The 22,267-nt window shown below is 65.0% G+C and carries 27 protein-coding genes; 14 read left to right on the top strand and 13 right to left on the bottom strand.

Annotation, left to right across the window (positions count from 1 at the left end; all coding sequences use genetic code 11):
* Positions 1–310: 310 nt before the first annotated feature.
* From BRSPCE3_RS00260 to BRSPCE3_RS00270, 3 genes are read left to right on the top strand one after another with little or no spacing between them, the layout of a single operon-like run.
* A complete protein-coding gene (locus tag BRSPCE3_RS00260; RefSeq protein ID WP_244063366.1) occupies positions 311–1,084 on the top strand; it encodes a DUF2336 domain-containing protein in 774 nt (257 codons plus the stop codon).
* An 8-nt stretch (positions 1,085–1,092) separates the two neighbouring features.
* Positions 1,093–1,395, top strand: a complete 303-nt coding sequence (locus BRSPCE3_RS00265) for a PilZ domain-containing protein (protein ID WP_244063368.1) — start codon at positions 1,093–1,095, stop codon at positions 1,393–1,395.
* Between the two features lie 44 nt (positions 1,396–1,439).
* Complete coding sequence (locus BRSPCE3_RS00270; RefSeq protein WP_244063370.1) at positions 1,440–1,631, top strand: hypothetical protein; 192 nt, start codon at positions 1,440–1,442, stop codon at positions 1,629–1,631.
* Between the two features lie 24 nt (positions 1,632–1,655).
* Here the strand turns inward: BRSPCE3_RS00270 and BRSPCE3_RS00275 are convergent, their stop codons facing one another.
* Positions 1,656–2,531, bottom strand: coding sequence for an MBL fold metallo-hydrolase (locus BRSPCE3_RS00275; RefSeq protein ID WP_244063372.1), 876 nt, complete (start codon positions 2,529–2,531; stop codon positions 1,656–1,658).
* Between the two features lie 148 nt (positions 2,532–2,679).
* On the opposite strand from BRSPCE3_RS00275, the gene BRSPCE3_RS00280 reads away from it, so the two are divergent.
* Positions 2,680–3,552: a dienelactone hydrolase family protein gene (locus BRSPCE3_RS00280; RefSeq protein WP_244063374.1), complete on the top strand. Its 873-nt coding sequence runs from the start codon at positions 2,680–2,682 to the stop codon at positions 3,550–3,552.
* Positions 3,553–3,651: 99 nt separating this feature from the next.
* Positions 3,652–4,284 carry a DapH/DapD/GlmU-related protein gene (locus BRSPCE3_RS00285; protein WP_244063376.1) on the top strand — a complete coding sequence of 211 codons (633 nt, stop codon included), beginning with the start codon at positions 3,652–3,654 and terminating at the stop codon, positions 4,282–4,284.
* Here the strand turns inward: BRSPCE3_RS00285 and BRSPCE3_RS00290 are convergent.
* Positions 4,281–5,903, bottom strand: coding sequence for an ABC-F family ATP-binding cassette domain-containing protein (locus BRSPCE3_RS00290; protein ID WP_244063378.1), 1,623 nt, complete (start codon positions 5,901–5,903; stop codon positions 4,281–4,283). The two genes, BRSPCE3_RS00285 and BRSPCE3_RS00290, sit on opposite strands and share 4 nt — an antisense overlap.
* A gap of 161 nt (positions 5,904–6,064) precedes the next feature.
* Between BRSPCE3_RS00290 and BRSPCE3_RS00295 the strand changes: the two genes are divergently transcribed.
* The gene (locus tag BRSPCE3_RS00295; protein WP_244063381.1) at positions 6,065–6,508 is read left to right on the top strand and encodes a DMT family transporter; all 444 of its coding nucleotides are present in this window, start codon (positions 6,065–6,067) and stop codon (positions 6,506–6,508) included.
* 71 nt (positions 6,509–6,579) lie between these two features.
* Here the strand turns inward: BRSPCE3_RS00295 and BRSPCE3_RS00300 are convergent, their stop codons facing one another.
* On the bottom strand, positions 6,580–7,284 hold the full coding sequence (locus BRSPCE3_RS00300) for a GrlR family regulatory protein (RefSeq protein ID WP_244063382.1): 705 nt from the start codon (positions 7,282–7,284) through the stop codon (positions 6,580–6,582).
* A 286-nt stretch (positions 7,285–7,570) separates the two neighbouring features.
* On the opposite strand from BRSPCE3_RS00300, the gene BRSPCE3_RS00305 reads away from it, so the two are divergent.
* From BRSPCE3_RS00305 to BRSPCE3_RS00320, 4 genes are all read left to right on the top strand, one after another.
* A complete protein-coding gene (locus tag BRSPCE3_RS00305) occupies positions 7,571–8,662 on the top strand; it encodes a hypothetical protein (protein ID WP_244063384.1) in 1,092 nt (363 codons plus the stop codon).
* Positions 8,663–8,786: 124 nt separating this feature from the next.
* A complete protein-coding gene (locus tag BRSPCE3_RS00310) occupies positions 8,787–11,561 on the top strand; it encodes a xanthine dehydrogenase family protein molybdopterin-binding subunit (protein WP_244063386.1) in 2,775 nt (924 codons plus the stop codon).
* On the top strand, positions 11,558–12,082 hold the full coding sequence (locus BRSPCE3_RS00315; RefSeq protein WP_244063388.1) for a (2Fe-2S)-binding protein: 525 nt from the start codon (positions 11,558–11,560) through the stop codon (positions 12,080–12,082). Before BRSPCE3_RS00310 ends, BRSPCE3_RS00315 begins: the two co-directional genes overlap by 4 nt.
* An 11-nt stretch (positions 12,083–12,093) precedes the next feature.
* Positions 12,094–12,711, top strand: a complete 618-nt coding sequence (locus BRSPCE3_RS00320; protein WP_244063390.1) for an Isoquinoline 1-oxidoreductase subunit — start codon at positions 12,094–12,096, stop codon at positions 12,709–12,711.
* 345 nt (positions 12,712–13,056) lie between these two features.
* Here BRSPCE3_RS00320 and BRSPCE3_RS00325 read toward each other — a convergent pair whose 3' ends face one another.
* The 6 genes from BRSPCE3_RS00325 to BRSPCE3_RS00350 form a co-directional block, all read right to left on the bottom strand.
* Positions 13,057–13,206, bottom strand: a complete 150-nt coding sequence (locus BRSPCE3_RS00325; protein ID WP_244063392.1) for a hypothetical protein — start codon at positions 13,204–13,206, stop codon at positions 13,057–13,059.
* Positions 13,207–13,317: 111 nt separating this feature from the next.
* Complete coding sequence (locus BRSPCE3_RS00330) at positions 13,318–13,944, bottom strand: antibiotic biosynthesis monooxygenase (protein WP_244063394.1); 627 nt, start codon at positions 13,942–13,944, stop codon at positions 13,318–13,320.
* A 30-nt stretch (positions 13,945–13,974) separates the two neighbouring features.
* Positions 13,975–14,778: a tetratricopeptide repeat protein gene (locus BRSPCE3_RS00335; protein WP_244063396.1), complete on the bottom strand. Its 804-nt coding sequence runs from the start codon at positions 14,776–14,778 to the stop codon at positions 13,975–13,977.
* 50 nt (positions 14,779–14,828) lie between these two features.
* Positions 14,829–15,515, bottom strand: a complete 687-nt coding sequence (locus BRSPCE3_RS00340; protein ID WP_244063398.1) for a substrate-binding domain-containing protein — start codon at positions 15,513–15,515, stop codon at positions 14,829–14,831.
* A 5-nt stretch (positions 15,516–15,520) separates the two neighbouring features.
* Complete coding sequence (locus tag BRSPCE3_RS00345) at positions 15,521–16,225, bottom strand: GrlR family regulatory protein (RefSeq protein ID WP_244063400.1); 705 nt, start codon at positions 16,223–16,225, stop codon at positions 15,521–15,523.
* 219 nt (positions 16,226–16,444) lie between these two features.
* Positions 16,445–17,479 (bottom strand): glutamine synthetase beta-grasp domain-containing protein, encoded by a 1,035-nt coding sequence (locus BRSPCE3_RS00350; protein WP_244063401.1) that lies wholly within the window; start codon positions 17,477–17,479, stop codon positions 16,445–16,447.
* A gap of 539 nt (positions 17,480–18,018) precedes the next feature.
* On the opposite strand from BRSPCE3_RS00350, the gene BRSPCE3_RS00355 reads away from it, so the two are divergent.
* Positions 18,019–18,231: a DUF2735 domain-containing protein gene (locus BRSPCE3_RS00355; RefSeq protein WP_244063403.1), complete on the top strand. Its 213-nt coding sequence runs from the start codon at positions 18,019–18,021 to the stop codon at positions 18,229–18,231.
* Positions 18,232–18,322: 91 nt separating this feature from the next.
* Here BRSPCE3_RS00355 and BRSPCE3_RS00360 read toward each other — a convergent pair whose 3' ends face one another.
* Positions 18,323–18,634 (bottom strand): MliC family protein, encoded by a 312-nt coding sequence (locus BRSPCE3_RS00360; RefSeq protein ID WP_244063405.1) that lies wholly within the window; start codon positions 18,632–18,634, stop codon positions 18,323–18,325.
* A gap of 86 nt (positions 18,635–18,720) precedes the next feature.
* Between BRSPCE3_RS00360 and BRSPCE3_RS00365 the strand changes: the two genes are divergently transcribed.
* On the top strand, positions 18,721–19,464 hold the full coding sequence (locus BRSPCE3_RS00365; RefSeq protein ID WP_244063407.1) for a tyrosine-protein phosphatase: 744 nt from the start codon (positions 18,721–18,723) through the stop codon (positions 19,462–19,464).
* Between the two features lie 13 nt (positions 19,465–19,477).
* Here the strand turns inward: BRSPCE3_RS00365 and BRSPCE3_RS00370 are convergent, their stop codons facing one another.
* Complete coding sequence (locus BRSPCE3_RS00370; protein WP_038375209.1) at positions 19,478–19,684, bottom strand: hypothetical protein; 207 nt, start codon at positions 19,682–19,684, stop codon at positions 19,478–19,480.
* Between the two features lie 120 nt (positions 19,685–19,804).
* Positions 19,805–20,494 carry an SGNH/GDSL hydrolase family protein gene (locus BRSPCE3_RS00375; protein WP_244063409.1) on the bottom strand — a complete coding sequence of 230 codons (690 nt, stop codon included), beginning with the start codon at positions 20,492–20,494 and terminating at the stop codon, positions 19,805–19,807.
* A gap of 125 nt (positions 20,495–20,619) precedes the next feature.
* Here BRSPCE3_RS00375 and fabG point away from each other — a divergent pair, with 125 nt between their 5' ends.
* Entirely contained in the window at positions 20,620–21,300 is a 681-nt protein-coding gene (fabG, locus tag BRSPCE3_RS00380; RefSeq protein WP_244063411.1) for a 3-oxoacyl-ACP reductase FabG, read from the top strand.
* A 57-nt stretch (positions 21,301–21,357) separates the two neighbouring features.
* Positions 21,358–21,558 (top strand): hypothetical protein, encoded by a 201-nt coding sequence (locus BRSPCE3_RS00385; RefSeq protein ID WP_244063413.1) that lies wholly within the window; start codon positions 21,358–21,360, stop codon positions 21,556–21,558.
* Positions 21,559–21,894: 336 nt separating this feature from the next.
* Here the strand turns inward: BRSPCE3_RS00385 and BRSPCE3_RS00395 are convergent, their stop codons facing one another.
* The gene (locus tag BRSPCE3_RS00395; protein WP_244063417.1) at positions 21,895–22,239 is read right to left on the bottom strand and encodes a GrlR family regulatory protein; all 345 of its coding nucleotides are present in this window, start codon (positions 22,237–22,239) and stop codon (positions 21,895–21,897) included.
* Positions 22,240–22,267 lie beyond the last annotated feature (28 nt).

Genomic DNA, 22,267 nt, shown 5'->3' on the forward strand with positions numbered 1-22,267 from the left:
GACTGCTCCTGTGAAATGCTCTTGAAAAATCGCGCGCGGCGCTCCCCCTTGCGCGCCGGGTTCATCAACAACTTCCATGCACAAAATGCGAATCGTCCAATAAATTCAATCAGGGAAACTGCGGTCCGCACGCCGCACCGGACAACCTGGCAAAACAACGCTGCTGCCGAATTTCGATAGTCTTTGGCGGGATATCCACCGCTCGAACCGGCCCACTCCATCACTTTCTATACCCCTATTAAAGATTCGGGGAGCAGATTGGCAGCGGGAACAATGATGTTCCTCGTCGCGGAACATTTTAGGTACCGCAATGACAGTCATTGCCTCGCCCGACCTTATTGCCAAGCTCGACCACGTCTTGAAAGCCGGTTCACCCGACCTCCGCACGCGCATGCTGCAGGAGGTGGCGGGGCTGTTTCTCGAAGACGCTCACCGCCTCAGCGCACACCATGTCGAGATGTTCGACGGCATCCTGGTTCGCCTGACCGAGAGCGTCGAGCTGCGGACCCTGACCACGCTCAGCCGGTCGCTCGCCGACTTGCATCTGGTGCCGCGCGAACTCGCACGCCGCCTGGCCAACCATGACGACGCCGACGTCGCGGCGCCGATCCTGAAAAAATGCGAGAGCATTCCCGATGCCGACCTGATCGACATCGCCTGGATGCGGGCCGAGGGACATCTCTGCGCGATCGCAGGGCGCAAGCAGGTCAACGCGGAGCTCGCGGACATTCTTTTGATGCGCGGCGACAGCAATGTGCTTCGCGTCCTCGCGCGCAATCCCGGTGCGGAGATGACCGGCCCCAGCCTTGCCATGATCGTCGATGCCGCCGAGCGCGACGGCGATATCGCCGACGCGTTGATCTCGCGCCGCGACCTGCCTCAGCGCGTCCTTGCCGACCTCGTGATGCGATCCACGCCGCGCCAGCAAGCCCGGCTGCTCAAGATCGCGCGGCCCGAACTTCGCGACACGATCCGCGCCGCCATCGATGCCGGCGCGGCCCGCGCCTCCGCAAACCTGCCAGCCACGATCGACGATGCGGAGGCGCGGGCCACGGTGGCGGCAAAGCGCTCTCAGGCGATGTGAGTAGCGCAATGACATATGGTGACCGCAGGGCGGAGCGCGTCAAGCTCGAGACGCGCCATCCAGTCAATCTCATGGGCGTCGACGGCACGTGGCGGCGCAGCTGCATCCTGCTCGACGTCTCGCAGAGCGGCGCCCGGCTCGAGGTCGACGGCACGCTCGACGTGCTGAAGGCCCAGGAGTTCTTCCTGGTGTTGTCCTCGGGGGGCCTGGCGTTCCGCCGCTGCGAGCTGGTGCGCGTCGACGGCGCCGAGATCGGCGTGAGATTCATCGAAGAGAGACGGCGAAAGGGACGCCCCGTCATTCCCAAATGAAGTGAGGATTGGCGGAGACCGGCTTGTGAGGAAAGATCGACGACATGATCGTGCAGAGAGCGATAGACATCGAGGTGTCGACCACCTCCGCCGTGCCATTGCGCGGGACCATTGAAATCAACTGCGCCGGCACCGTCGCGACGTTCGCGATCGACGAGGAGCTCGCCCATCGCCTGTGCGCCGACCTGGAACGGTTCCTGACCCAGGTTCCGCGCCGGACCCGCGCAGCGCGGTGACGTCGCGCGGCCGGCTGCCGCGCCCTACTCCCGCTTGAAGCGATAGTCGAAGCGATCGCCGTCCGCCGTGATCAGGCCGACCGTCGGGTTCGGGAAATGGATCGGCAGGATCAGCGTGTCGGTCCCCGCGACCGAGCCGAAGAATTTCCGCCGCGAGACCGCCGATTGCTTCGGGTCCCAATCGGGCTTGGCCGACCATTCCGGCTCGCGGCACTGGATCGCGTGGTGCATCAGGTCGCCGGCGACCACCGCGCGCTGCCCCTTGGAGAAGATGTTGACGCAGCAATGGCAGGGCGAATGGCCCGGCGTCGGCGTCAGCGTCACGGTGTCGTCGAGCGCATAGTCGTCGTCGACCAACAGCGCCTGCCCGGCCTCGACGATCGGCAGGCAATTGTCGCGAAACACCGTGCCGGGCGGATTGGCGCCCTTGGCGTTCTCGGCCTCCCAGGCCGCATACTCGCCCTTGTGGAACACGTATTTCGCGTTCGGGAAGGTCGGTACCCAGCGCCCGTCGCGCAACGTGGTGTTCCAGCCGGTGTGGTCGATATGCAGATGGGTGCAGAACACGTAGTCGATCTGCTCATAGGAGATGCCGAGCGCGAACAGCTCGTTGCGCCAGCGTTCCTTGCCCGGGAAGTCGAACGGCGGCGGGTGGCCCTTGTCCTCGCCGGTGCAGGTGTCGACCAGGATGGTGTAGCGCGGCGTCCGCACCACGAAGGTCTGGTAGGTGATCACCATCATGCCGCGCGCGGCGTCGAAGACCTCGGGCTCCATCGTCTTCAAATGATGCTTGAACACATCGTCATTATAGGTCGGGAAGAAATCCTGCGGCCGCCGCCACGGCCCCTCGCGCTCGATCACCGCATCGATCGTGATATCGCCGATCCTGATCTGCTTCATGCCGTTTCGCTCCCGGTTTTTTGCGAAGCGTAACGGGCGGCACCCGGCCCCACAAGCCGAGCGCCGCGCAGCGCCCCATGCCGCTTTGCATTGCTGGCGGGAAACGGTGATGCCGCAATTCATCCGGAATGTTGCTGATGCTGTCGGGATGACCCATCACGCGATTCCGGTTGCCCTGCTGATGCTGACGACATTGCCGACGGCGGCGGCCGCCGCACCCGACACCGTTTTCTTTCCGAGCGCCGACGGCAAGACCGAGATCGTCGGTTATCTGTTCAGGCCGCAGACGCCGGGCCCGCACCCCGCGATCGTGCTGCTGCACGGCCGCGGCGGGCCCTATTCGATCAACGTCAACAAGGACTGCACGCTGGTGTCGCGCGCCCATCCGTCCGCGGCCTGCAACGCAGGCGGCCTGTCCAGGCGGCACGCGATGTGGGGACAATATTGGGCCGACCACGGCTACCTCGCGCTGCTGCCCGACAGTTTTGGGCCGCGCGGCAAGGCGCACGGCTTCGGCCGCTTCACCCATGACGATCCCGATCGCGCCGACGTCAACGAGAAGACCGTGCGGCCGCTCGACGCCGAGGGCGCGCTGGGCTGGCTGCGCAGCCGGAAGGATGTCCGCGGTGATCGCGTCTTTCTGCAGGGATGGTCGAACGGCGGCAGTACCGCGCTGAACGTGATGCAACGGCAAGGCACGGCAAGCTCGGGCTATCGCGCCGCGCTGGTGTTCTATCCGGGCTGCGGGCCGGCCGCCCTGCTGGCGCAGACGCTGACGACGATCGCGCCGATCACGATGTTGCTCGGCTCCGACGACGAGGAAGTGTCGCCCGCGCGATGCCAGGATGTCGCCCGCCGCTCGATCGCGGCCGGGAGCAAGATCGATGTCGTGGTCTATCCCGGTGCGACCCACGATTTCGACGATCCCGGCCGCAAGCGCCAGACGGTCCCCGCCAACAGCGCTGCGCTCCGGGATGCGATGGTGCGAGCGATTGCCGCAGTCGAGAGCGTGCAGGATTGAGCCGCCGCAAATCGCCGGTCGGTAATCCGGCGCCTTCCGTCATCTCTCCGTCATAGAAATCATGCGACTGAAGCGGCTCGTCGCATCGAGGACAATGCTATGAACGCTCCACACCTGCCCCGCCCCAAGCTTGCCGAAACCGTCATCGAGCCGACGGTCAAGCTGCGCGAGGTGAAGGTCGGACGTTGCTGCGAAGTGCTCGGCGACACCGCGATCGAATACACCGAGCTTGGCGATTACTCCTACCTCGGCAGCGGCTGCATGGTCGCCGACGCCGTGATCGGCCGCTTCTGCGCGATCGCGGCGCAGGTCCGGATCGGCGCGCCCAATCACCCGGTCGAGCGCCCCTCGCAGCATCGCTTCACCTACTGCCCGGAATATTACTCGGCCACAGCCGAGCGCGATCACGGCTTCTTCAGCGAGCGCCGCGCGGACCGCGTCGTGATCGGCAACGACGTCTGGATCGGCCATGGCGTGATCGTGCTGCCCGGCGTCACCGTGGGAGACGGCGCGGTGCTGGCGGCCGGCGCGGTGGTCTCGCGCGACGTCGCGCCCTACACCATCGTCGGCGGTGTCCCGGCGCGGCCGATCAAGGAGCGCTTCAACCGCAAGATCGCGGCCGAGCTGTCAGAGATCGCCTGGTGGAACTGGCCGGCCGAGACCATCTGGGAGCGCCTCGCCGAATTCCAGTCCGGCGACGTCGAGGCGTTTTGCGCGCGGTGGCGCAGCTAGCTCCGCAACCCCGGCGCTTCGTGGCCGGTGCGCGCGACGTATTCGGTGTAGCCGCCGCCAAACTGGTGGATGCCTTCCGGCGTCAGCTCCAGCACGCGGTTGGAGAGCGCGGCGAGGAAGTGCCGGTCGTGCGACACGAACAGCATGGTGCCCTCGAACTCGGAGAGCGCATTGATCAGCATCTCCTTGGTGGCGAGATCGAGATGGTTGGTCGGCTCGTCCAGCACCAGGAAGTTCGGCGGATCGAACAGCATCTTGGCCATCACGAGGCGCGCCTTTTCGCCGCCCGAGAGCACCCGGCACTTCTTCTCGACATCGTCGCCCGAGAAGCCGAAGCAGCCGGCGAGCGCGCGGAGCGAGCCCTGCCCGGCCTGCGGAAACGCATCCTCCAGCGACTGGAATACGGTGCGCTCGCCGTCGAGCAGATCCATCGCGTGCTGGGCGAAATAGCCCATCTTGACGCTGCCGCCGACCGCGACCGCGCCGTCATCGGGCTCGGTTGATCCGGCGACCAGCTTCAACAGCGTCGACTTGCCGGCGCCGTTGATGCCCATCACGCACCAGCGCTCCCGGCGGCGGATCATGAAGTCGAGCCCGTCATAGATGCGCTTGCTGCCGTAGGCCTTGTGGACGTTCTTCAGGCTGACGACGTCTTCGCCGGAGCGCGGCGCCGGCTGGAATTCGAACGCCACGGTCTGGCGCCGCCGCGGCGGCTCGACCCGCTCGATCTTGTCGAGCTTCTTGACCCGGCTCTGCACCTGCGCTGCGTGCGAGGCGCGCGCCTTGAACCGCTCGATGAACTTGATCTCCTTGGCGAGCATCGCCTGCTGCCGCTCGAACTGCGCCTGCTGCTGCTTGTCGGAGAGCGCGCGCTGCTGCTCGTAGAACTCGTAATTGCCGGAATAGGTGGTGAGCTGGCCGGCATCGATCTCGACCACCTTGTTGATGATGCGGTTGATGAACTCGCGGTCATGCGAGGTCATCAGCAGTGCGCCTTCGTAACCCTTCAGGAATTGTTCGAGCCAGATCAGGCTTTCGAGATCGAGATGGTTGCTCGGCTCGTCGAGCAGCATCACGTCGGGCCGCATCAAAAGAATACGCGCCAGCGCGACGCGCATCTTCCAGCCGCCGGAGAGCTTGCCGACGTCGCCGTCCATCATCTCCTGGCTGAAGCCGAGCCCGGCCAGCGCCTCGCGCGCGCGGCCGTCGAGCGCGTAGCCGTCGAGCTCCTCGAACTGGTGCTGGACCTCGCCATAGCGGGCGATGATGTCGTCCATCTCGTCGGCCTTGTCGGGGTCGGCCATCGCGGCCTCGAGTTCCCGCAGCTCGGCCGCCACCACGCTGACGGGGCCCGCCCCGTCCATCACCTCGGCAACCGCGCTGCGGCCACTCATTTCGCCGACATCCTGGCTGAAATAGCCGATCGAGATGCCGCGATCGAGCGACACCTGGCCCTCGTCCGGGATTTCGCGGCCTGAGATCATCCGGAACAGCGTGGTCTTGCCGGCGCCGTTGGGGCCGACAAGGCCGATCTTCTCGCCCTTCTGGAGTGCCGCGGAGGCTTCGATGAAGAGGATCTGGTGGCCGACTTGCTTGGAGACGTTATCGAGGCGGATCATGCTCTAATACTGGGGAATTAAGGGGTTGCGGCCTCTTATTCGATCTGGGACGTCGGTGGAAGCCCATTCCGTGGGTTTCGCTCCGCGCGTCAATGCATGCCACGATCCCTGCCAATCGAATATGACAGGAAATCCTTCCGCGGCTGGTTTTGGGGCGTCACATGCAAGTCTGGTTTCTCTATCTGCTCGCGCTTGGCGCCGGCATTGCGGTAGCCGTTCAGCAGGTCCTGAACGGCAATCTGCGCTCCGCCCTGAACTCGCCGGCCTGGGCCGGGCTCGTCAGCTATCTCGGCGGCCTCGTGACGATGGCGGTCGTGCTGGTCGCGACCCGGGAGCCGGTGCCGTCCTGGAAGCTGGTATCGGCCGTGCCTTGGTGGGCCTGGAGCGGCGGCGTCCTCGGCGGCGTCTTCATCCTGCTGATGATCCTGCTGCTGCCGTCGCTCGGCGCCGCGACGCTGCTGGCGCTGGTGGTCGCGGGTCAGATGATCGCGGGCATCGCGATGGACCATTTCGGCATGTTCGGGCTGGCGCAGCACCCGGTATCGATGTCACGGCTGGCCGGCATCGCGCTGATCATCGGCGGCGTGCTCCTGATCAAGGATTGAGGAGGCGACCGCGCGCTCTGTTTGAGCATACTCTTCTCGGAAAACCGCTTCGCACTTTTCCGGAGCATGCTCTAGGCGCGGCGCATCAGCCGCAATTCAGCCGACAGCCGAAGGCTGCGCTTGCCGGCCAATGCGATGCCTTCCAGCTCGGCGCCGTCCTCGCTGCACGAGCCGGCGAAGCCGATGCCGACCTCATAGCCGCCGAACACCGGATAGGCGCCCTTCGCCGGCGTATGCTCCTGGTTGACGATCTCGCCGCGCCAGCGGCCGTCCGCGGCTGAATAGGAGCCGAGATAATAGAAGAACGCATCGCCGCCGAGGATACGGCCGTCCATCAGCAGCATCACCCCGCTGAGGCCGGCATCGACACCGTCGAGCGCACGGAGCTGGATCGCGTAGAGCCCGTTGACGATGCCGCCCCGCCCGACCTCTCCGCGCGGCGGCAAGGCCTCGTCGTCGAGCGGCGCCAGATTGGCCCAGAACACGCCATCCGGCATGGCGTCCGCTTTGCCCTCGAGCAGGATGGTCGAGCCCTCGGTCCGGCCGCGCACCTTGATGACGGCGACGTCGGCGCCCATCAGCGGCTTGAAGTCGGGATCGTCGTTGTGACGCTCGGTGATCACCTCGGCGATGATCTCGCCCTTCGTCACCTGATAGGTGCCGAGATGGGCGAAGGCAGAATTGCCCCCCATCATCTTGCCGTCGTGCAGGCACATGATGCTGCGGCCGAATGCGCCGCTGATGCCGTACTCGACCTTGTAGAGTCCGTTGAGCACGCAAAAATCCAATAAATAAAATTGATTCTGTTCGCGACATAGCACCGGGCCGAAACCCGCACCATTGGGTCTTTTGGCGCAGGCAAGCCCGCAATGTCCTGATATGGACAGCAGCCGATTCGTCGCTTAGCTGTAGGCACCGCCCGCATTGTGCTGAGTCACGCGGGATCTACACGCCCTGTTCACTTCTCTCCAGTTCATTGTGTCCAAGCATTTGCGCATTCCGCCAATGGTCGCGCGGCCGCATCCGGCCTCGACCCTGGCGAGGGGCTTCGAGGAGCATCACATGACCAATCGTCTTCGGCTGGCCGCGACGCTGGCGCTGCTGCTCGGCAGTGCTGTTGCTGCGTCGGCCCAGTCGCTGCCCGACTACATGGCACCGATCTCGGGCAAGACCTCGTCGACGCCGGCCGACGTCGCCACCAAGGACGTGCTCGCGCTCAACACCGGCATGTTCGAGCTCTATGGCGATGCGGCGCGGATCTTCCAGAAGAACATCCTCGACAAGCACCCGGTGATCCTAGGCCTGTTCTCCGGCGCCGGCGGCCGCCTGATCCTGTACCGGCCGGGCAAGCCGCCGACCGAGGCGCCGCAGGTGCCGATCGTCTACCAGCTGCTCAAGTCGGTCGGCCACAGCACGATGGCGCTGGCCGAAGTGGTCGGTCCCTACGTCAACAATCCCGACGACAAGGCGTGGCGCGGCTCGATGCAGGCCTATCGCAGCCGGATGCAGTCGGCGCTCGACGGGCTCGATGCCACGCCGATGCAGGCGGACTGGCGCGACAACAACCGCGCCATCCTCAAGAACAACATCGCCTTCATGGATGAATGCCTCACCGCCGGCGCGATCCCCTTCGCGACGCTCGAGGCATTCGGCAAGAAGCAGGCGCCGCTGCTCGCCAAGAACGTCGCCTGGGCCGCGCAGACCCAGGTCGCGCACTGGATGACCGTCATGGCCGACTGGAAGACCCAGCTCGGCCCAGACTGGGACAAGACCTATGGCGCGAGCAACACGATCTATGTGGCGCGGCAGAACAACGTGATCTTCAGCGTGCTGGCGCAGTTCTTCGGGCCTGACGCGATCAACAGCCGCCTGATGCTGATCGAGACGATCTCGTTCACCACGACGCCCTCGGACATGCTGGAATCGCTGACCCGGATCATCGCCGACCGCTCGGTGGGCGCGCTGTTCTTCGGCAGCTATCATTTGATGGACTATGAGCTGATGGGGGGCGACGCGCGCGAGGCGATCATCGCCGAGACCAAGAAGCGTGGCATGACGACCTTCCTGCCGCCGCTGGTGCCGTTCGGTTCCAAGCAGTGGCCGACGTTGATCACGCCAGGTCCGGGACCGGCCACCATCGCCGACCTCAAGTGAGGCAACTACGACCTATTGCGGCATTGCGATTGCACCCGCCTTGCCGCAACACTATAGCGTGTATTTTGCCAGTTCATAAACTGCGGCGCGATATGCCGCCGAAGCGTTGATGAGAGAACAGACCATGCGGCCTTCGCGACGCGAATTCGTGAAGTGGTTGTCGGCAGGCGGCATCTCGGTCAGCCTGTCGCATCTGGCGCTGGCGAAGGAACCGGCTTTCGCGACCCGCGAGACGCTTCCCGGCCGCGGTCGCTTCAATCCAGCGGCCAGGGGCGCCGGCCGGGTCGACGGAGTGGCCAAGGTCACCGGCGCAAAGCTCTATGCCTCCGACTTTCGCGCCGCCGACATGCCGGGCTGGCCCTCAACCACCTCGCACGCCATCCTGGTCCGCGCCGATGACGCCACGCATGTCTATGCCGGCATGGACCTCGCCCGCCTCGCTGGTCCGGCAAAACCCTCGGTGGTCGTGACGGCGGCCGATCTCGACCGGATCGGCACAAGGGTGCCGGAGTTCCACGCTGGCGATCTGTTCTGTCCCGTCGGCACGACACCGATCTATCTCGGACAACCGGTCGCGCTGCTGATCTTCGAGCAGTTCGACGCCTTCGACCGTGCGCGCCTCGCGCTGCGCGATGGCGGCTTCGTCAAGTTCGGCGACGAGACCGGGCCGGTGATTCTGCCGAACTTTGGCGCGTACCGTTTCACGCGCGTCGCCGGGGCCACGCCAGAGGCGCCCGACGTCTATTCGCCGATCCAGGCCGGCTGGGTCTCGCCGAGCCGGATCCAGAACGCGGCGCTGCCGGTCTGGCTGCCGCTCTCCAAGGAGACCAAGGCCGACTACGCCAAGGCCGCGACCTATGGCGAACAAATCCGCGCCGAGCTCGCCAAGGACGATCCGTCCCGGCTCGTGCTCGATCGCGAGTTCGAGACCCAATCGGTCGATCCGATGTTCCTCGAGCCGGAGAGCGGGCTCGCCTGGTACAGCGACAACAGCGGCCATCTCGAACTGGTGCTCGGCGTGCAGTCGCCCTATGAGGCGGCCGAGTCGATCGCGCATCTGCTCGGGAAGGCCCGCCCGCCGTTCCGGCCCTCGCACATCAACGCGCAGTTCGCCCATGTCGGCGGCGGCTTCGGCGGCCGCGACCACACCCCGTTCGTGCTTTACGTGGCGCTGGCGGCGATGTTCTTCCCGGGACGGCCGGTGCGGCTGGCGCACGACCGCTACCAGCAGTTCCAGGGCGGCATCAAGCGCCACCCGATCAAGATGCGCTCGCGGATCGGCATCGATCGCGCGAGCGGCAAGATCACGGCATTCGCCGCCGACCATGTGCTCGACGGCGGCGGGCTCGCCAACTTCTCGGCCAACGTGGCGACCGTCGCCGCCACCGCGGCGATCGGCATCTACGACATCCCGAAGGTCGACGTCACCACCGTGGCGCTGCATTCGCGCGGCGTCACCGCGGGCTCGATGCGCGGCTACGGCACATTGCAGACCATGACCGCACTCGAAGTCCTGATCGACGAGGCCGCGAGCGAGCTCAAGGTCGATCCGATCGCGTTCCGCCGCAATAATGCGCTGAAGCAGAACGGCCGGACCATGACCGGCAATCCCTACATCGTGTCGGTGCGCACATCAGAAATCCTCGACAAGCTCGAGACACATCCGATCTGGCAGCACCGCGCTGATTTCAGGCAGAAGGCGTCGGAGGGCCGGCTGGTCGGCACCGGTGTCGCCTGCGTGACGAAGGATTACGGCGCCGGCGCGGATTGCTCGCTCGGCCGGGTCGAGATCGATCCCGAGGGACGGATCGCGATCCATTGCGATCACGTCGAGATGGGCAACGGCATCGGCACGGCGCTTGCCAACCGCGTTGCCGTCCATCTCGGCGCCGTGGCGGATGAGGTCGCCGTCTCCCGGATCGACAGCTACGACGCGCTCGGGCTCGTCACCTCGGGCGATCCCTACACGATGGATCAGAAGACCCAGGATCTTGCCGAGAAGAACCCGCGCTGGGTGCCCGCGATCAGCTCGGCGACCAGCGCCTCGATCGGCGCCCATGTCGGCACGCACTCATCGGCCGAGGCGGCGCGCATCATCTTCCGCTTCGGCCTGTGGCCGGCGGCGCTCGAGCTCTGGCACATCGGCAAGGCTGACCCCCGCGCCCGGCAATGGGACAAAGCGCACTGGCAGGACGGGCAGCTCGTGCTCGACGATCTCGCACCACTGCCGTTGCCTCAGCTTGCCGCGACCGCGCATGCGCGCGGCTTTGTGACCGGCGCGCTGGCGCACAGCTTCTCGCGCTGGGCCTGGTCGCGCGCCCGCTTCCCACTGTTCGGCGAACAGTACCGCGCCGAGATCGATGCGCTGGCGATCCGCCGTGGCCGCAGCCGGTTCGAGCGGATTGACCGCGTCAGCGTCAAGTTTCCGCCGACCGACAACAACCGGATCGGCACCGCCTACACCTCGATGTGCGGCACGCTGGTCCGTGTCGAGATCGAGCGCGCGACCGGCATCCTGCGCATCGCCAAGGCCTACAGCGTGTTCGAATGCGGCCAGGCGCTGGTGCCAGAAGTCGTGCTCGGCCAGTCGCATGGCGGTTTCGCCATGGGCGTCGGCTACGCGCTGCTGGAAACCCTGCCGCCGTTCGAAGGCGGTCCCGGCAACGGGCAGTGGAATCTCGGCCAGTATCTGATCGCGCGCGGCTCCGACCTGCCGCTGCACGATCTCGAGATCGAGATGCTGCCGCCATTGACGCCGGACGAACCGCCCAAGGGCATGGCCGAGGTGGTGATGATCCCGATCGTGCCGGCGCTGCTCAACGCCATCAACGATGCCACCGGCCATCGCTTCCGCTCATTGCCGGTGACAACGAGCCTGCTCAAGGGAGCGCTTGCGTGACGACGCTCAACCTCACCATCAATGGCCAGAAGCACGGCCCGATCGAGGTCCGCGACGACCTCTCGATGAACGATTTCCTCCGCGAAATGCTCGGCATGACCGGCACGAAGTTCGGCTGCGGCGCCGCGCAATGCCTGAGCTGCGCCGTGATCATCGATAACCCTGACGGCACCAGCTACACCACCCCGACCTGCGTGGTGCCGGCGGCGAATTTCGACGGCAAGACGATCCGCACGGTCGAGGGCCACGCCAAGGACGGCGAGCTCTCGGCGTTGCAGCGCGCCTTTATCGATCACTTCGCGTTCCAGTGCGGCTATTGCACGGCCGGCTTCCTCAACGAGGGCCAGGTGCTGCTCGAGCTGCTGGCCAGAGAGCCTGTGCCCCGCGACCGGCTCGAAACCGTCATCGCGGACGCGCTCGATGGCCATTTGTGCCGCTGCACCGGCTACATCAAATATCACCAGGCGGTGCGCGACGTGATCCTCGCCGATGCCAAGCGCTATCTGACCGCCAACAAATGAGCGTGCGCGCGATGCCATCGGAAACGCGGTTTCGGATTCTTGCGGTGCTGACGGCGCTCGCGACCAGCCTGTGTGCCGGCTACGCAGCATCGGAGAGCGCAAGCCACGCCCTCGCCTCACCGGAGAGCTTTGCCGGCATCGAGAATGTCGAGCAGCGCTCGGCGGCGATCTTCACCGAACTCGGCAAGGTGTTGACCCACCCGCGCTGCACCAACTGCCATCCCGCCGGCGACAGCCCGCGGCAGGGCGACATCAGCCGCATGCACCAGCCGCCGGTTACGCGCGGCGCCGATGGCCATGGCACCACCGCGATGCGCTGCTCGATCTGCCACCAGCACGCCAATTTCGATCCCGGCCGGGTGCCGGGCCATCCCGAATGGCATCTCGCGCCGCGCGAGATGGCCTGGGCCGGCAAGACCGTCGGCGAAATCTGCGCGCAGATCCGCGATCGCGCGCGCAATGGCGGCCGCAAGGTCGAGGAGCTGATCGAGCATATCGGCAAGGATACGCTGGTCGGCTGGGCCTGGCACCCCGGCTTCGGCCGCTCGCCGGCACCGGGCACGCAGGCAGAGGCCGGCGCGCTGGTCGAGGCCTGGGTGAAGACCGGCGCAGCCTGCCCGGCGCCGTGAGCGCGCGGGATTGGCGCGTGGTTCGAGACGCCGCAAGCGGCGCATCACCCACCGCTGTCATCGCCCGGCTAGCGCGCAATTGCGCACATGGACCGGGCGATCCAGTACGCCGCGGCCCGTCGGCTCTAGCACTGCGGTCTCTGGAATACCGGATCACCGCATGCGCGGGTGATGACACCGAGCGAGCTGAGGACGTCCGCACAATTTCGGGATAATGGAAAAATACCCCTGAGTTGCCCGACGAGTCAAGTTCCTAAGTCGAAGCCGGCAGCCCGCCGGCTACTGTGCATGGGGTTGTTTTCGATATTTTGGCAGCGCGCCTGCGACGGCCGGTTCAAGCCAACCTCATTGCCGCTTGAAATACTGCACGTCGCGCTCGTGCTTCTCGGCCGCGGCGCGCGACTTGAAGGTGCCGAGGTTGCGGCGCCTGCCGGTCTTCGGATTGACCTTGCGGGAATACAGCCGGTACTCGCCGGAACGCAGTTTGCGGATCATGACATCGCCTCGCCGCTATTGCCGTATGTCAACGACCGGCCGGGGCGAGCGTTCCTGATTACCGTGTCTATGCTTCGCGCCCCCTTGGCACGGGCGTATCGCCCCGTCCGTCTACGAGCGAGGCACCGGAGGATAATACTGCGGCGCCTCGCCGCGATCGTACATCCCGTAATCGCGCATCACCTCGAAAATGCGAAAATATTCGGTGGTCGGATCGGTGAACAGCCGTGCCCCGAACTCCAGGCCGGATTGATAGTCCGGCAGGTCGACGAGGTGCGCGAACTGGCCGTCGCGATACATGCTCCGGAAGGAATCGTGACGCCATTGGGTCTCGACCGGCAGTTCGGCATTGGTCGATTCCGACGCAATGACATAGGTCGGGGCGCGTCGTGCCGGGTCATTGTACGGCGTGCGTCGCTCGGGCTGCCAGATCGGGCGGTCCGGCCGCGCTTCATGGATCACCTGGGCGATCCGGATCCGGTAGTCGGAGAAGACATCCTCGCGGCCGATCTTCTGGACGGCATGATGGCCCGCGTCCACGCGCCATGCTGTCATGGCGCCCTCGTCCTGCCAGATCTGATAGGACAGCAGCAGGTTCTTGCGGGTCAGGCTTTCGAAGCGATCGATGAACAGGCAGCCGCCCATGGCGTTGAGCGCAGGCTTCAGCGAAGCCGCGAGGTCCATGTAGCGGTTGACATGTCCGTCCTTGATCTGGACTTCAAAGAACTGGGAAATCATCGAACGGTGTCCCCGACGTGTTCGCTTTCTCTAGAAGCAGAGGTTGGTCACGGCGTTGCCGCGCTTGTCCTTGATGACATAGGGACAGCGGGCGCGCTCCAGTGCCTTCTTGGCGTCCTCGTCGCCGAGCGCCGCCGCGCGCTCGTAATAGGCCTTGGCGGCATCGCTATCCTTTGGCCCGCCGCGCCCGGCCTGGGCGAAGGCGCCCATCCGCTCCAGCGCACCCGGATGGTTCTGCGCCGCCGCCTTCTCGAACAGCGCCCGCGCGCCGGCATCGTCCTGCGTGCCGCCCTTGCCGTCGGCCAGCATCATGCCGAGCTGGTACTGCGCCTCGGCATTGGTCTCGGCGGACTTCGCAAGCAATTCTCGCGCGCGTGCCGGGTCGGCAGCCGCGCCGCCGCCGCCCAGCGCGGCAAGATTGCTGACGCCGCGCGCATTGCCGGCCTGGGCGGCGCGCTCGAACAATTTGCGCGCCTGCGCCTCGTCTTTGGCGACGCCGGTGCCGTTGCCGTAGAGCACGCCGAGCTCGACCATCGCCGAGGTCGAGCCCTTGTCGGCCGCCTTGCGCCAGGCGCTAGCGGCCTCCGCGGTCTGCCGGTTGGCGGCATAGGCGCGGCCGAGCTCGTACATCGCGCGGCGCGACGACTTCGCCGCCACGCCGCAATATTTGATCGCAGTCGCGATATCCGCCGATGCGATCTCGCCCACGCCCTTGACGTCGGCCGGCTTGTCGGGATCGCTGGGATCGGCGGCGAGCCGGTCACACAGCACGAGGTCGGCCGATTGCGCGTGGGCCAGCACCGGCGCGACCAGCGCGAGCGCAACGACAAGCATATGGAGAGATTTGAACATGGGCGGCAGGTTGCGTCGCGGTGCAGGCAAATTCAAGGCTCGAGCCCGGTCTCGCGCAGCACCGGCGCGACATCGGCCGACGACAGGTAGCGCAGCAGATGGTCGGCGGCCGCTGCGCGGTGCGACGTCGCCATGCGGCCGGCCGAGAACACCGCCGGCGTCTGCAGGTTCAATGGAATTGGCCCGACGACCTCGATGCCGTCGACCTGCTTCAACTCGCTGATCTGCTGGATCGCAAGATCGGCTTCGCCGCTGACGAGCTTTTCCGCGGTGAAGCCCATCGGAATGATCACCGCCCGCGCGTTGATCGCCTCGACAATGCCGAGACGCGCGATCAGCTGCGCGAACAGGATGCCGCTGGCCCCGAGTCGCGAATACGCCACCGCCCGGGCGCCGAGCAGCGCCGCACGCAGCGCGGCCTCACTCGCGATGTCGGGATGAGCGGCACCTTCCTTCACCGCGACGCCGACGTAGGAGCGCGCGAGATCGACCGCACTTTCCTGCACGACGCGGCCCTCAGCGATCATCTCGTCGAGGCCCTCGCGGGTGAGAATTAGAAGATCAGCCTTTTCGCCATCGCGCAGCCGTTTGAGTAGCGCCAGCGTCGGCGCGAAATCGGCATCGATCGCCACGCCGCTCGCGGCCTGATAGGCCGCGGCGAGGCGCGCGACCGCGCCCTTCAGCGCCAGTGTCGAGAGCACGCGAACCGAATTCTCCATCGCACTCACGCCCGCCGCATCAGCTTCAGCGCGGCCGTGAGGCGCAGGCTGCGCTTGCCGGCCAGCGCCGTCGCCTCCAGCACGGCGCCCTCGGCGTCGCAGCTGCCGGCAAAGCCGATGCCGACTTCATGGCCGCCGAACACCGGGTTCTCGCCCATCGCCGAAGTATGCTCCTGATTGAGGATCTGGCCCTTCCAGCGCCCCTTCGCTGAGGTGTAGGTGCCGAGATAGTAGAAGAACGCGTCGCCGCCGAGGATGCGGCCGTCGTTCAGCAGCATCACGCCGGTGAGCCCGCCATCGATCCCATCGAGCATCTGGATGTGGATCGAATAGAGCCCGTTGACGATGCCGCCCTCGCCGACCCCGCCGGCGATCGGGATGTCCGCCTCGGTGATCGGCGTCATCACCGACTGGAACGGCACGCCGGGCAACTCCTTCAGCTCGCCCTTGAAGCGGTAGAGTTCGCCATCCGGCGAGCCCTTTGCGAGCAGCGTCGCGTCGTCGGTCCCGGCCATCGCGCGGTAGCTCGGATCGGGGTTGTGGCGCACGGTCTGGATCTCGACTGCGACCTCGTCGCCGTCCTTGGCGTAGGTGCCGATATGGGCGAAGGCCGAATTGCCGCCGAGCATCTTGCCGTTGCCGACATACATCACGCTGCGGCCGACGGCGCCGCCCAGTTCGAACCGGACTTTGTAGAACCCCTCAAACAAGCGCCGTGTCCCCGGCAGCAAAGATACGAACTAAAATATGACCTAAGATATGATCGTTGTGTAGCGCGGTTCATAACGCAGCGAAACCGCTTTCGGCGGACAGCCGCCGGCAAAGACTGTCGTTAAAATGCTAGGGTCCGCCAAGGCAGTCGCCCTGGCGGACCCGATTGCGGTACCGGATGGCTCCATCCGGCTCCGAGCTGGTTAGGCCGCAGGCAATCAGGCTGCAGCCTTGGCGCCGGTCGGAACCTCGGAGATCGTCTTCAGGATCTGCGAAGCGATCTGGTAGGGGTCGCCTTGGGAGTTCGGGCGGCGGTCTTCCAGATAGCCCTTGTAGCCATTGTTGACGAAGGAGTGCGGCACGCGGATCGACGCGCCACGGTCAGCCACGCCGTAGCTGAACTTGTTCCACGGCGCGGTCTCGTGCTTGCCGGTCAGACGCTTGTCATTGTCCGGGCCGTAGACGGCGATGTGGTCCATCAGGTTCTTGTCGAAGACCTTCATCAGGCTTTCGAAATAGTCCTTGCCGCCGACTTCGCGCATGTACTTGGTCGAGAAGTTGGCGTGCATGCCCGAGCCGTTCCAGTCGGTGTCGCCGAGCGGCTTGCAATGGAATTCGATATCGATGCCGTAGCTCTCGGTGAGACGCAGCATCAGATAGCGGGCCATCCACATCTGGTCAGCGGCGGTCTTGGAGCCCTTGCCGAAGATCTGGAATTCCCACTGGCCCTTCGCCACTTCGGCGTTGATGCCTTCGTGGTTGATGCCGGCGGCGAGGCAGAGGTTGAGATGCTCTTCGACGATCTTGCGGGCGACGCTGCCGACGTTCGAATAGCCGACGCCGGTGTAGTACGGACCCTGCGGCGCCGGATAACCGGCCTCCGGGAAGCCGAGCGGACGGCCGTCCTTGTAGAAGAAGTATTCCTGCTCGAAGCCGAACCAGGCGCCTTCGTCGTCCAGAATGGTGGCGCGCTTGTTCGAGACATGCGGCGTCTTGCCATCGGGCATCATGACTTCGCACATCACCAGCACGCCGTTCTCGCGCGCGGCGTCGGGATAGCAGGCGACCGGCTTCAGCACGCAGTCAGAGCTGTGGCCTTCAGCCTGCTGGGTGGACGAACCGTCAAAGCCCCACAGCGGAAGCTGTTCGAGGGTCGGGAACGACGCGAATTCCTTGATCTGCGTCTTACCGCGCAGGCTCGGCGTCGGCGTATATCCGTCGAGCCAGATATACTCGAGCTTGTACTTGGTCATTGAACCTCTCTGTTGATGATGCAAAACCGTGAGGAACCGAAAGCCAGTCGGCCGCCGCACGCGTACCCGGCCACCATCGGCCGGCTCTTACTAAGCAATTAAAATGCCAGTCGCTGCACTGCGGCACCCGGCCGGTCGCGGATGTCCACAGCGGACATCGCATTTTTTGCTGCGACATAGCAGCGCGGCTGGCATGCGCCGCGATCAGTCAAAATCTTCTCTCAGCGCCCTCCGCCGCCCGTTTCTGCAGCAAATTCGGCTACGGCATCGGCTGCCGATTAATGTGGCGGCAGCGCCATGTGACAGTTCGTGTCCAACCGTCCAGCACCCAGCAACCATCGCCACGGCTCAAGCGTTGGTCAGCTGCATCCTGCCTCACAGCGGGCAAAGCGGGATTTGCCCACGAATTAGTCAAATCCTGACTATTTCTTGGTCACTTGCAGCCCGCCGGCCCGGGGCCGATATCGAAAACACGGTAACCACACGCGAATGAGTCGGGCGCACCATGGAGGCTCGCTCCGGCCAAAGGAGATTTTGACATGATCACCACGGGCCAAAACCAGGGACCAATCCAGGGATCGGCAACGATCTATCAATTCCCCGCAGGGGGCCGCGCGGCTCTCGGCGGACGCCGCTACGGCGACGTACGATCGGCGCGCGAGCTTGCCGCTGAGGTCGAGACCTCGGCATGCAGCGAGAGCTGGTACCATCAGGCGGCCATCGAGGACGCCAAGCCGAGCCGCGACCACTGATGCCGACGCACCGGAGAGGCGTGACGCAAAAACGTCAGACAAGCAGCAGCGCAGTAAAGAAGGGTCGGAACCAAGCGTTTCGGCCCTTTTTTCATGCCTGCTCGCAGGCCGTCACCGGCCGCTTCGCATGGCGCAGCCTGGTCAGTCCGGCGCGGTTGATCTCGAGCGTGACGCCACTGCCTCGATAGCGCGTGCCCGTCAGCGACAACCGCTTCGTCAACGTCACGGCCTTGCCGTCGAGTTGCAGATGCGCGCGCGTGTCGCCGTTGAAGAACGCGGCAATGAATTGCGTGCCGTCGGCGCAGCGATAATTCCGGAACGCGGACTGCGCCGGTGCCGCCGAGGAACCAAGAATCCCGACAAGAATTGCGCCGATCAGAATGGCGCCCCCGCGATAAGTCATATTCTCCCCCTGACGGGCCAGTTATAGACCTGTCTGCGCCACTATACGCGCGCCAAGACCTCAACAGCTACAAAACAGGCCCACTGATGTCCGAAACCCCTGCCCGTCACCTCAATCTCGCCGGCGCCAGCAATTTTCGCGACCTCGGCGGCTACCAGACGCGTGACGGCCGCACGGTACGCTGGCGGCAGATCTTCCGCTCCAACCATCTCGCGCATCTCACCGAGCAGGACGTCACCGTGGTGCGCGGTCTCGGCGTCAAGAGCGCCTTCGATTTCCGCGGTGTTGCCGAGCGCGCCGAAGCGCTCTGCGGCATGAGCGACGTCACCGTGCATTCGCTCCCCGTCGAGCCAACGGTCGTCACCGCGCTGCGCGAGATCGCCAGCAACCGCCAACTGTCCGAAGCCGACGCGATCGAGGTGATGCGGGATTCCTACCGCGGCTATGTGGAGGACAACACGCCGCGCTATCGCACGCTGTTTGCCCATCTGCTCGAAGACCGCGCGCCGCTGGTGATCCACTGCACCGCAGGCAAGGACCGCACCGGCTTTGCCTGCGCGCTGATCCTGCATTCGCTCGGTGTGCCCGAGCAGGTGATCGCGGACGACTATCTCCTGACCAATCAGTTCTACAAGCGCGATCCGGCGCACAGCACCGAACTGCCCGATGACGTCAAGCAGGTGCTCGGCACCGTGCGCGCGGCGTTTCTGGAGGCTGCGTTCGAGGCGATCGACGCCGACTATGGCAGCCTCGACGGTTATTTCCGCGAAGGCCTCGGGCTCGGCGAGGCCGAGCGCAAGGCGCTTGAAGGCCGCTATTTGCAGGCCTGATTGATGACTTCGCTCAGGCCGCGGCGGCCTCGAGCTCGAGCTCCGCATCGAGATCGGCGATCACATCCTCGAACGCCGAGATCGCCTGCTGGATCGCCGCGATCTGCATCAATTCCCAGCTGCCCACTGGTCCGTTGCGGTTCTGTAGCGCCACCACGAGATCGCGCCGCTGCTCCTTAAGCTGAACGAGCGGTAAACCGTGGTCCGGAAGATTTCCCATTCGCATAACCCCTGCCTTGGCTGGAGTTCCGCTTCTAAGGAAAGGGTTCTGAGAACGACTTACGGAACTGCCGCAAATTTTATCCAACTGGCCCTACTCCGTAGTCTTACGTAGTCAGCGCTACGTGATCGCTTCCGGCTTCAGGGCATCGTCGATCGCGCCGAGCAGCGACTGGGTCACGCAATTGGTCGCCCACTCGCTGGTGTGAAGCTGCCCGCCATCGTCGAGTTCGCCAAGCGGAATCCCGGCATCGACCCAGCGCTTCATCAGAGCGAAACGGCTGAACAAATTGACCCGCTTGCTAGACGTGACGTCCGCGATCATCGGCATGATCACGTTGGCGAGATTGAGCGCAGCGTCCGTTCCGACGATCGCCTGGGTGTACTGGGAATCCATCACGATGACGTCGAGCGGCTCCGCCGCGAGCACGTCGAGCCCCGCCTCCAGCGTGGCGCGCACCTCGGCCGGATTGTAGCTCCTGTAGACCGCATTGGTGCCGACCTGCCAGATCACCAGCACCGGCGCTTCGGCTGTGACGTCGGACTCGATGCGCGAATATTCCTCCGGCGCCTCCTGGCCGCCGATCCCGCGATTGATCACGTCGATCATCCGGCCGAAGAAGCGTTGCCGCAGCAGCATTTCGAGCCGCGGCGGGAATGGCAGGATGTTGTCGGCGCCGGCCGTCGACGACGATCCGAGCGCCACCACCCTGACCTTGCGCTGGTGCCGTAGCGCCTCCGCGAAATGCGGCAACCTGTATGCGAACTTGACGAGTTCAAGATGGGTTTCGCAGGGTCTTTGTGTCGGCATCGCAAACATCCTTGACGGGAATGAATTGATGAATGCGCGCAGTAGGAGGCGAAATCGGCGGCATTGCAAATGAATTCCGCCTGATCATAGTGAGCACTCAACCTGTCGTGAGTACGGAGACCGGCATGAACGGAAAAGCCATCGTCATCACCGGCGCGCTTGGCGCGCTTGGCAAGGTGGTCGCCGAGGAGGCGCTGGCACGCGGCGCGCGCGTCGCCGGCATCGATCATGCGGCATCGCAGCTTGCTGCGACGGCAGATCATATCGAGCTCGGCGGCGTCGACCTCACCGACACCGCGCAGGCGACGGCGGCGATCGACAAGGCGGCGGCGCATTTCGGCCGGCTCGACGGGCTGATCAACATCGCAGGCGGCTTCACCTTCGAGGCGGTGAGCGACGGCGATCCCGCGACCTGGCAGCGCATGTTCGCGATGAACGTGATGACGGCCTTCAACACATCGCACGCGGCCATTCCGCACCTCACCAAATCGGGCGCCGGACGGATCATCAATATCGGCGCGCTCGGCGCCTTGCAGGCCGCCTCCGGCATGGGCCCCTATGCCGCCTCGAAGGCCGGCGTGCATCGCCTCACCGAGTCGCTCGCCGCGGAGCTCAAGGGCAAGGTCACCATCAACGCCGTGCTGCCCTCGATCATCGACACCGCAGCCAATCGGGCCGCGATGCCGAAGGCCGATATCTCCAAATGGGTGACGCCGAAGGAACTCGCCGAGGTGATCCTGTTCCTCGCCAGCGATGCCGCGAGCGCCGTCACCGGCGCGCTGCTGCCGGTCAACGGGCGGGTTTAGACACTTTGCTTTTCCCGACGTCTTTTCGCTCTATCCGACCGATGCCATATATCTGGCATGACCACTGCCGAAGACATCGAAAAGGCCGTCGAACAACTGGCTCCTCGCGAGTTGGCCCGCTTTCGCGCCTGGTTTGAAACATTCGATGCCGAGCGCTTCGATGCGGCGATCGAGCGGGACGCAAAGGCCGGGAAGCTCGATACCCTGGCAGACGAAGCCCTGGCCGCGCATCGCGCCGGTCGGTCGCGCGATTTGTGAAGCACGCCGCTTCACCGAAGTTTTGGGCCGCTTACGAGCAGTTGCCCGTCTCGATTCGGGAGCTTGCGGACGCCAACTTCGCGTTATTGAAGCGCGACCCACGCCATCCATCCCTCCAATTCAAGAAGATCGGGCGATTTTGGTCCGTTCGGGTTGGCTTGCGTTACCGCGCGCTCGCAGTCCGAACAAACGAGGGATACCTCCGATTCTGGATCGGCTCTCACGCAGAGCACGATCGCCTAATCAGCTAGCGACGCTCAACACGAAGTCAAAAACCGTAGCAGCGCGCGAAAGCCGGATGTTGTGCTTGCAGGCAAACCTGACCTAAATCGCACGTCAGTCGGCAACCAACAGCCGCAGCTTGGACCGGAAGCGGATGCTCTGCTTGCCGGCGAGCGCCATGCCGTTACCCTCGGCGGTCTGGTCGGTGTAGGTGCCGGTGAAGCCGATCGTCACGACCTTGCGTTCCCACACCGGGCGCTCGCCGTAGGTCGGCGAATGCTCCTCGTTGGTGACCTCGCCCTTCCACTTGCCGTCGGCCGCGGTGTAGCTGCCATAGGCATAGAAGAACGAGTCGCCGCCGCGCATCTGGCCGTCGCGCAGCACCATGACGCCCTGGTTGCCGCCAGAGACGCTGTCGAGAAATTCGACGGTGATGTGATAAAGCCCGTTTCGGATCATGTGATTGGTTGCGCTTGTTCCCGGTTCC

It is taken from the genome of Bradyrhizobium sp. Ce-3, assembly GCF_022835695.1.
Lineage (GTDB): Bacteria > Pseudomonadota > Alphaproteobacteria > Rhizobiales > Xanthobacteraceae > Bradyrhizobium.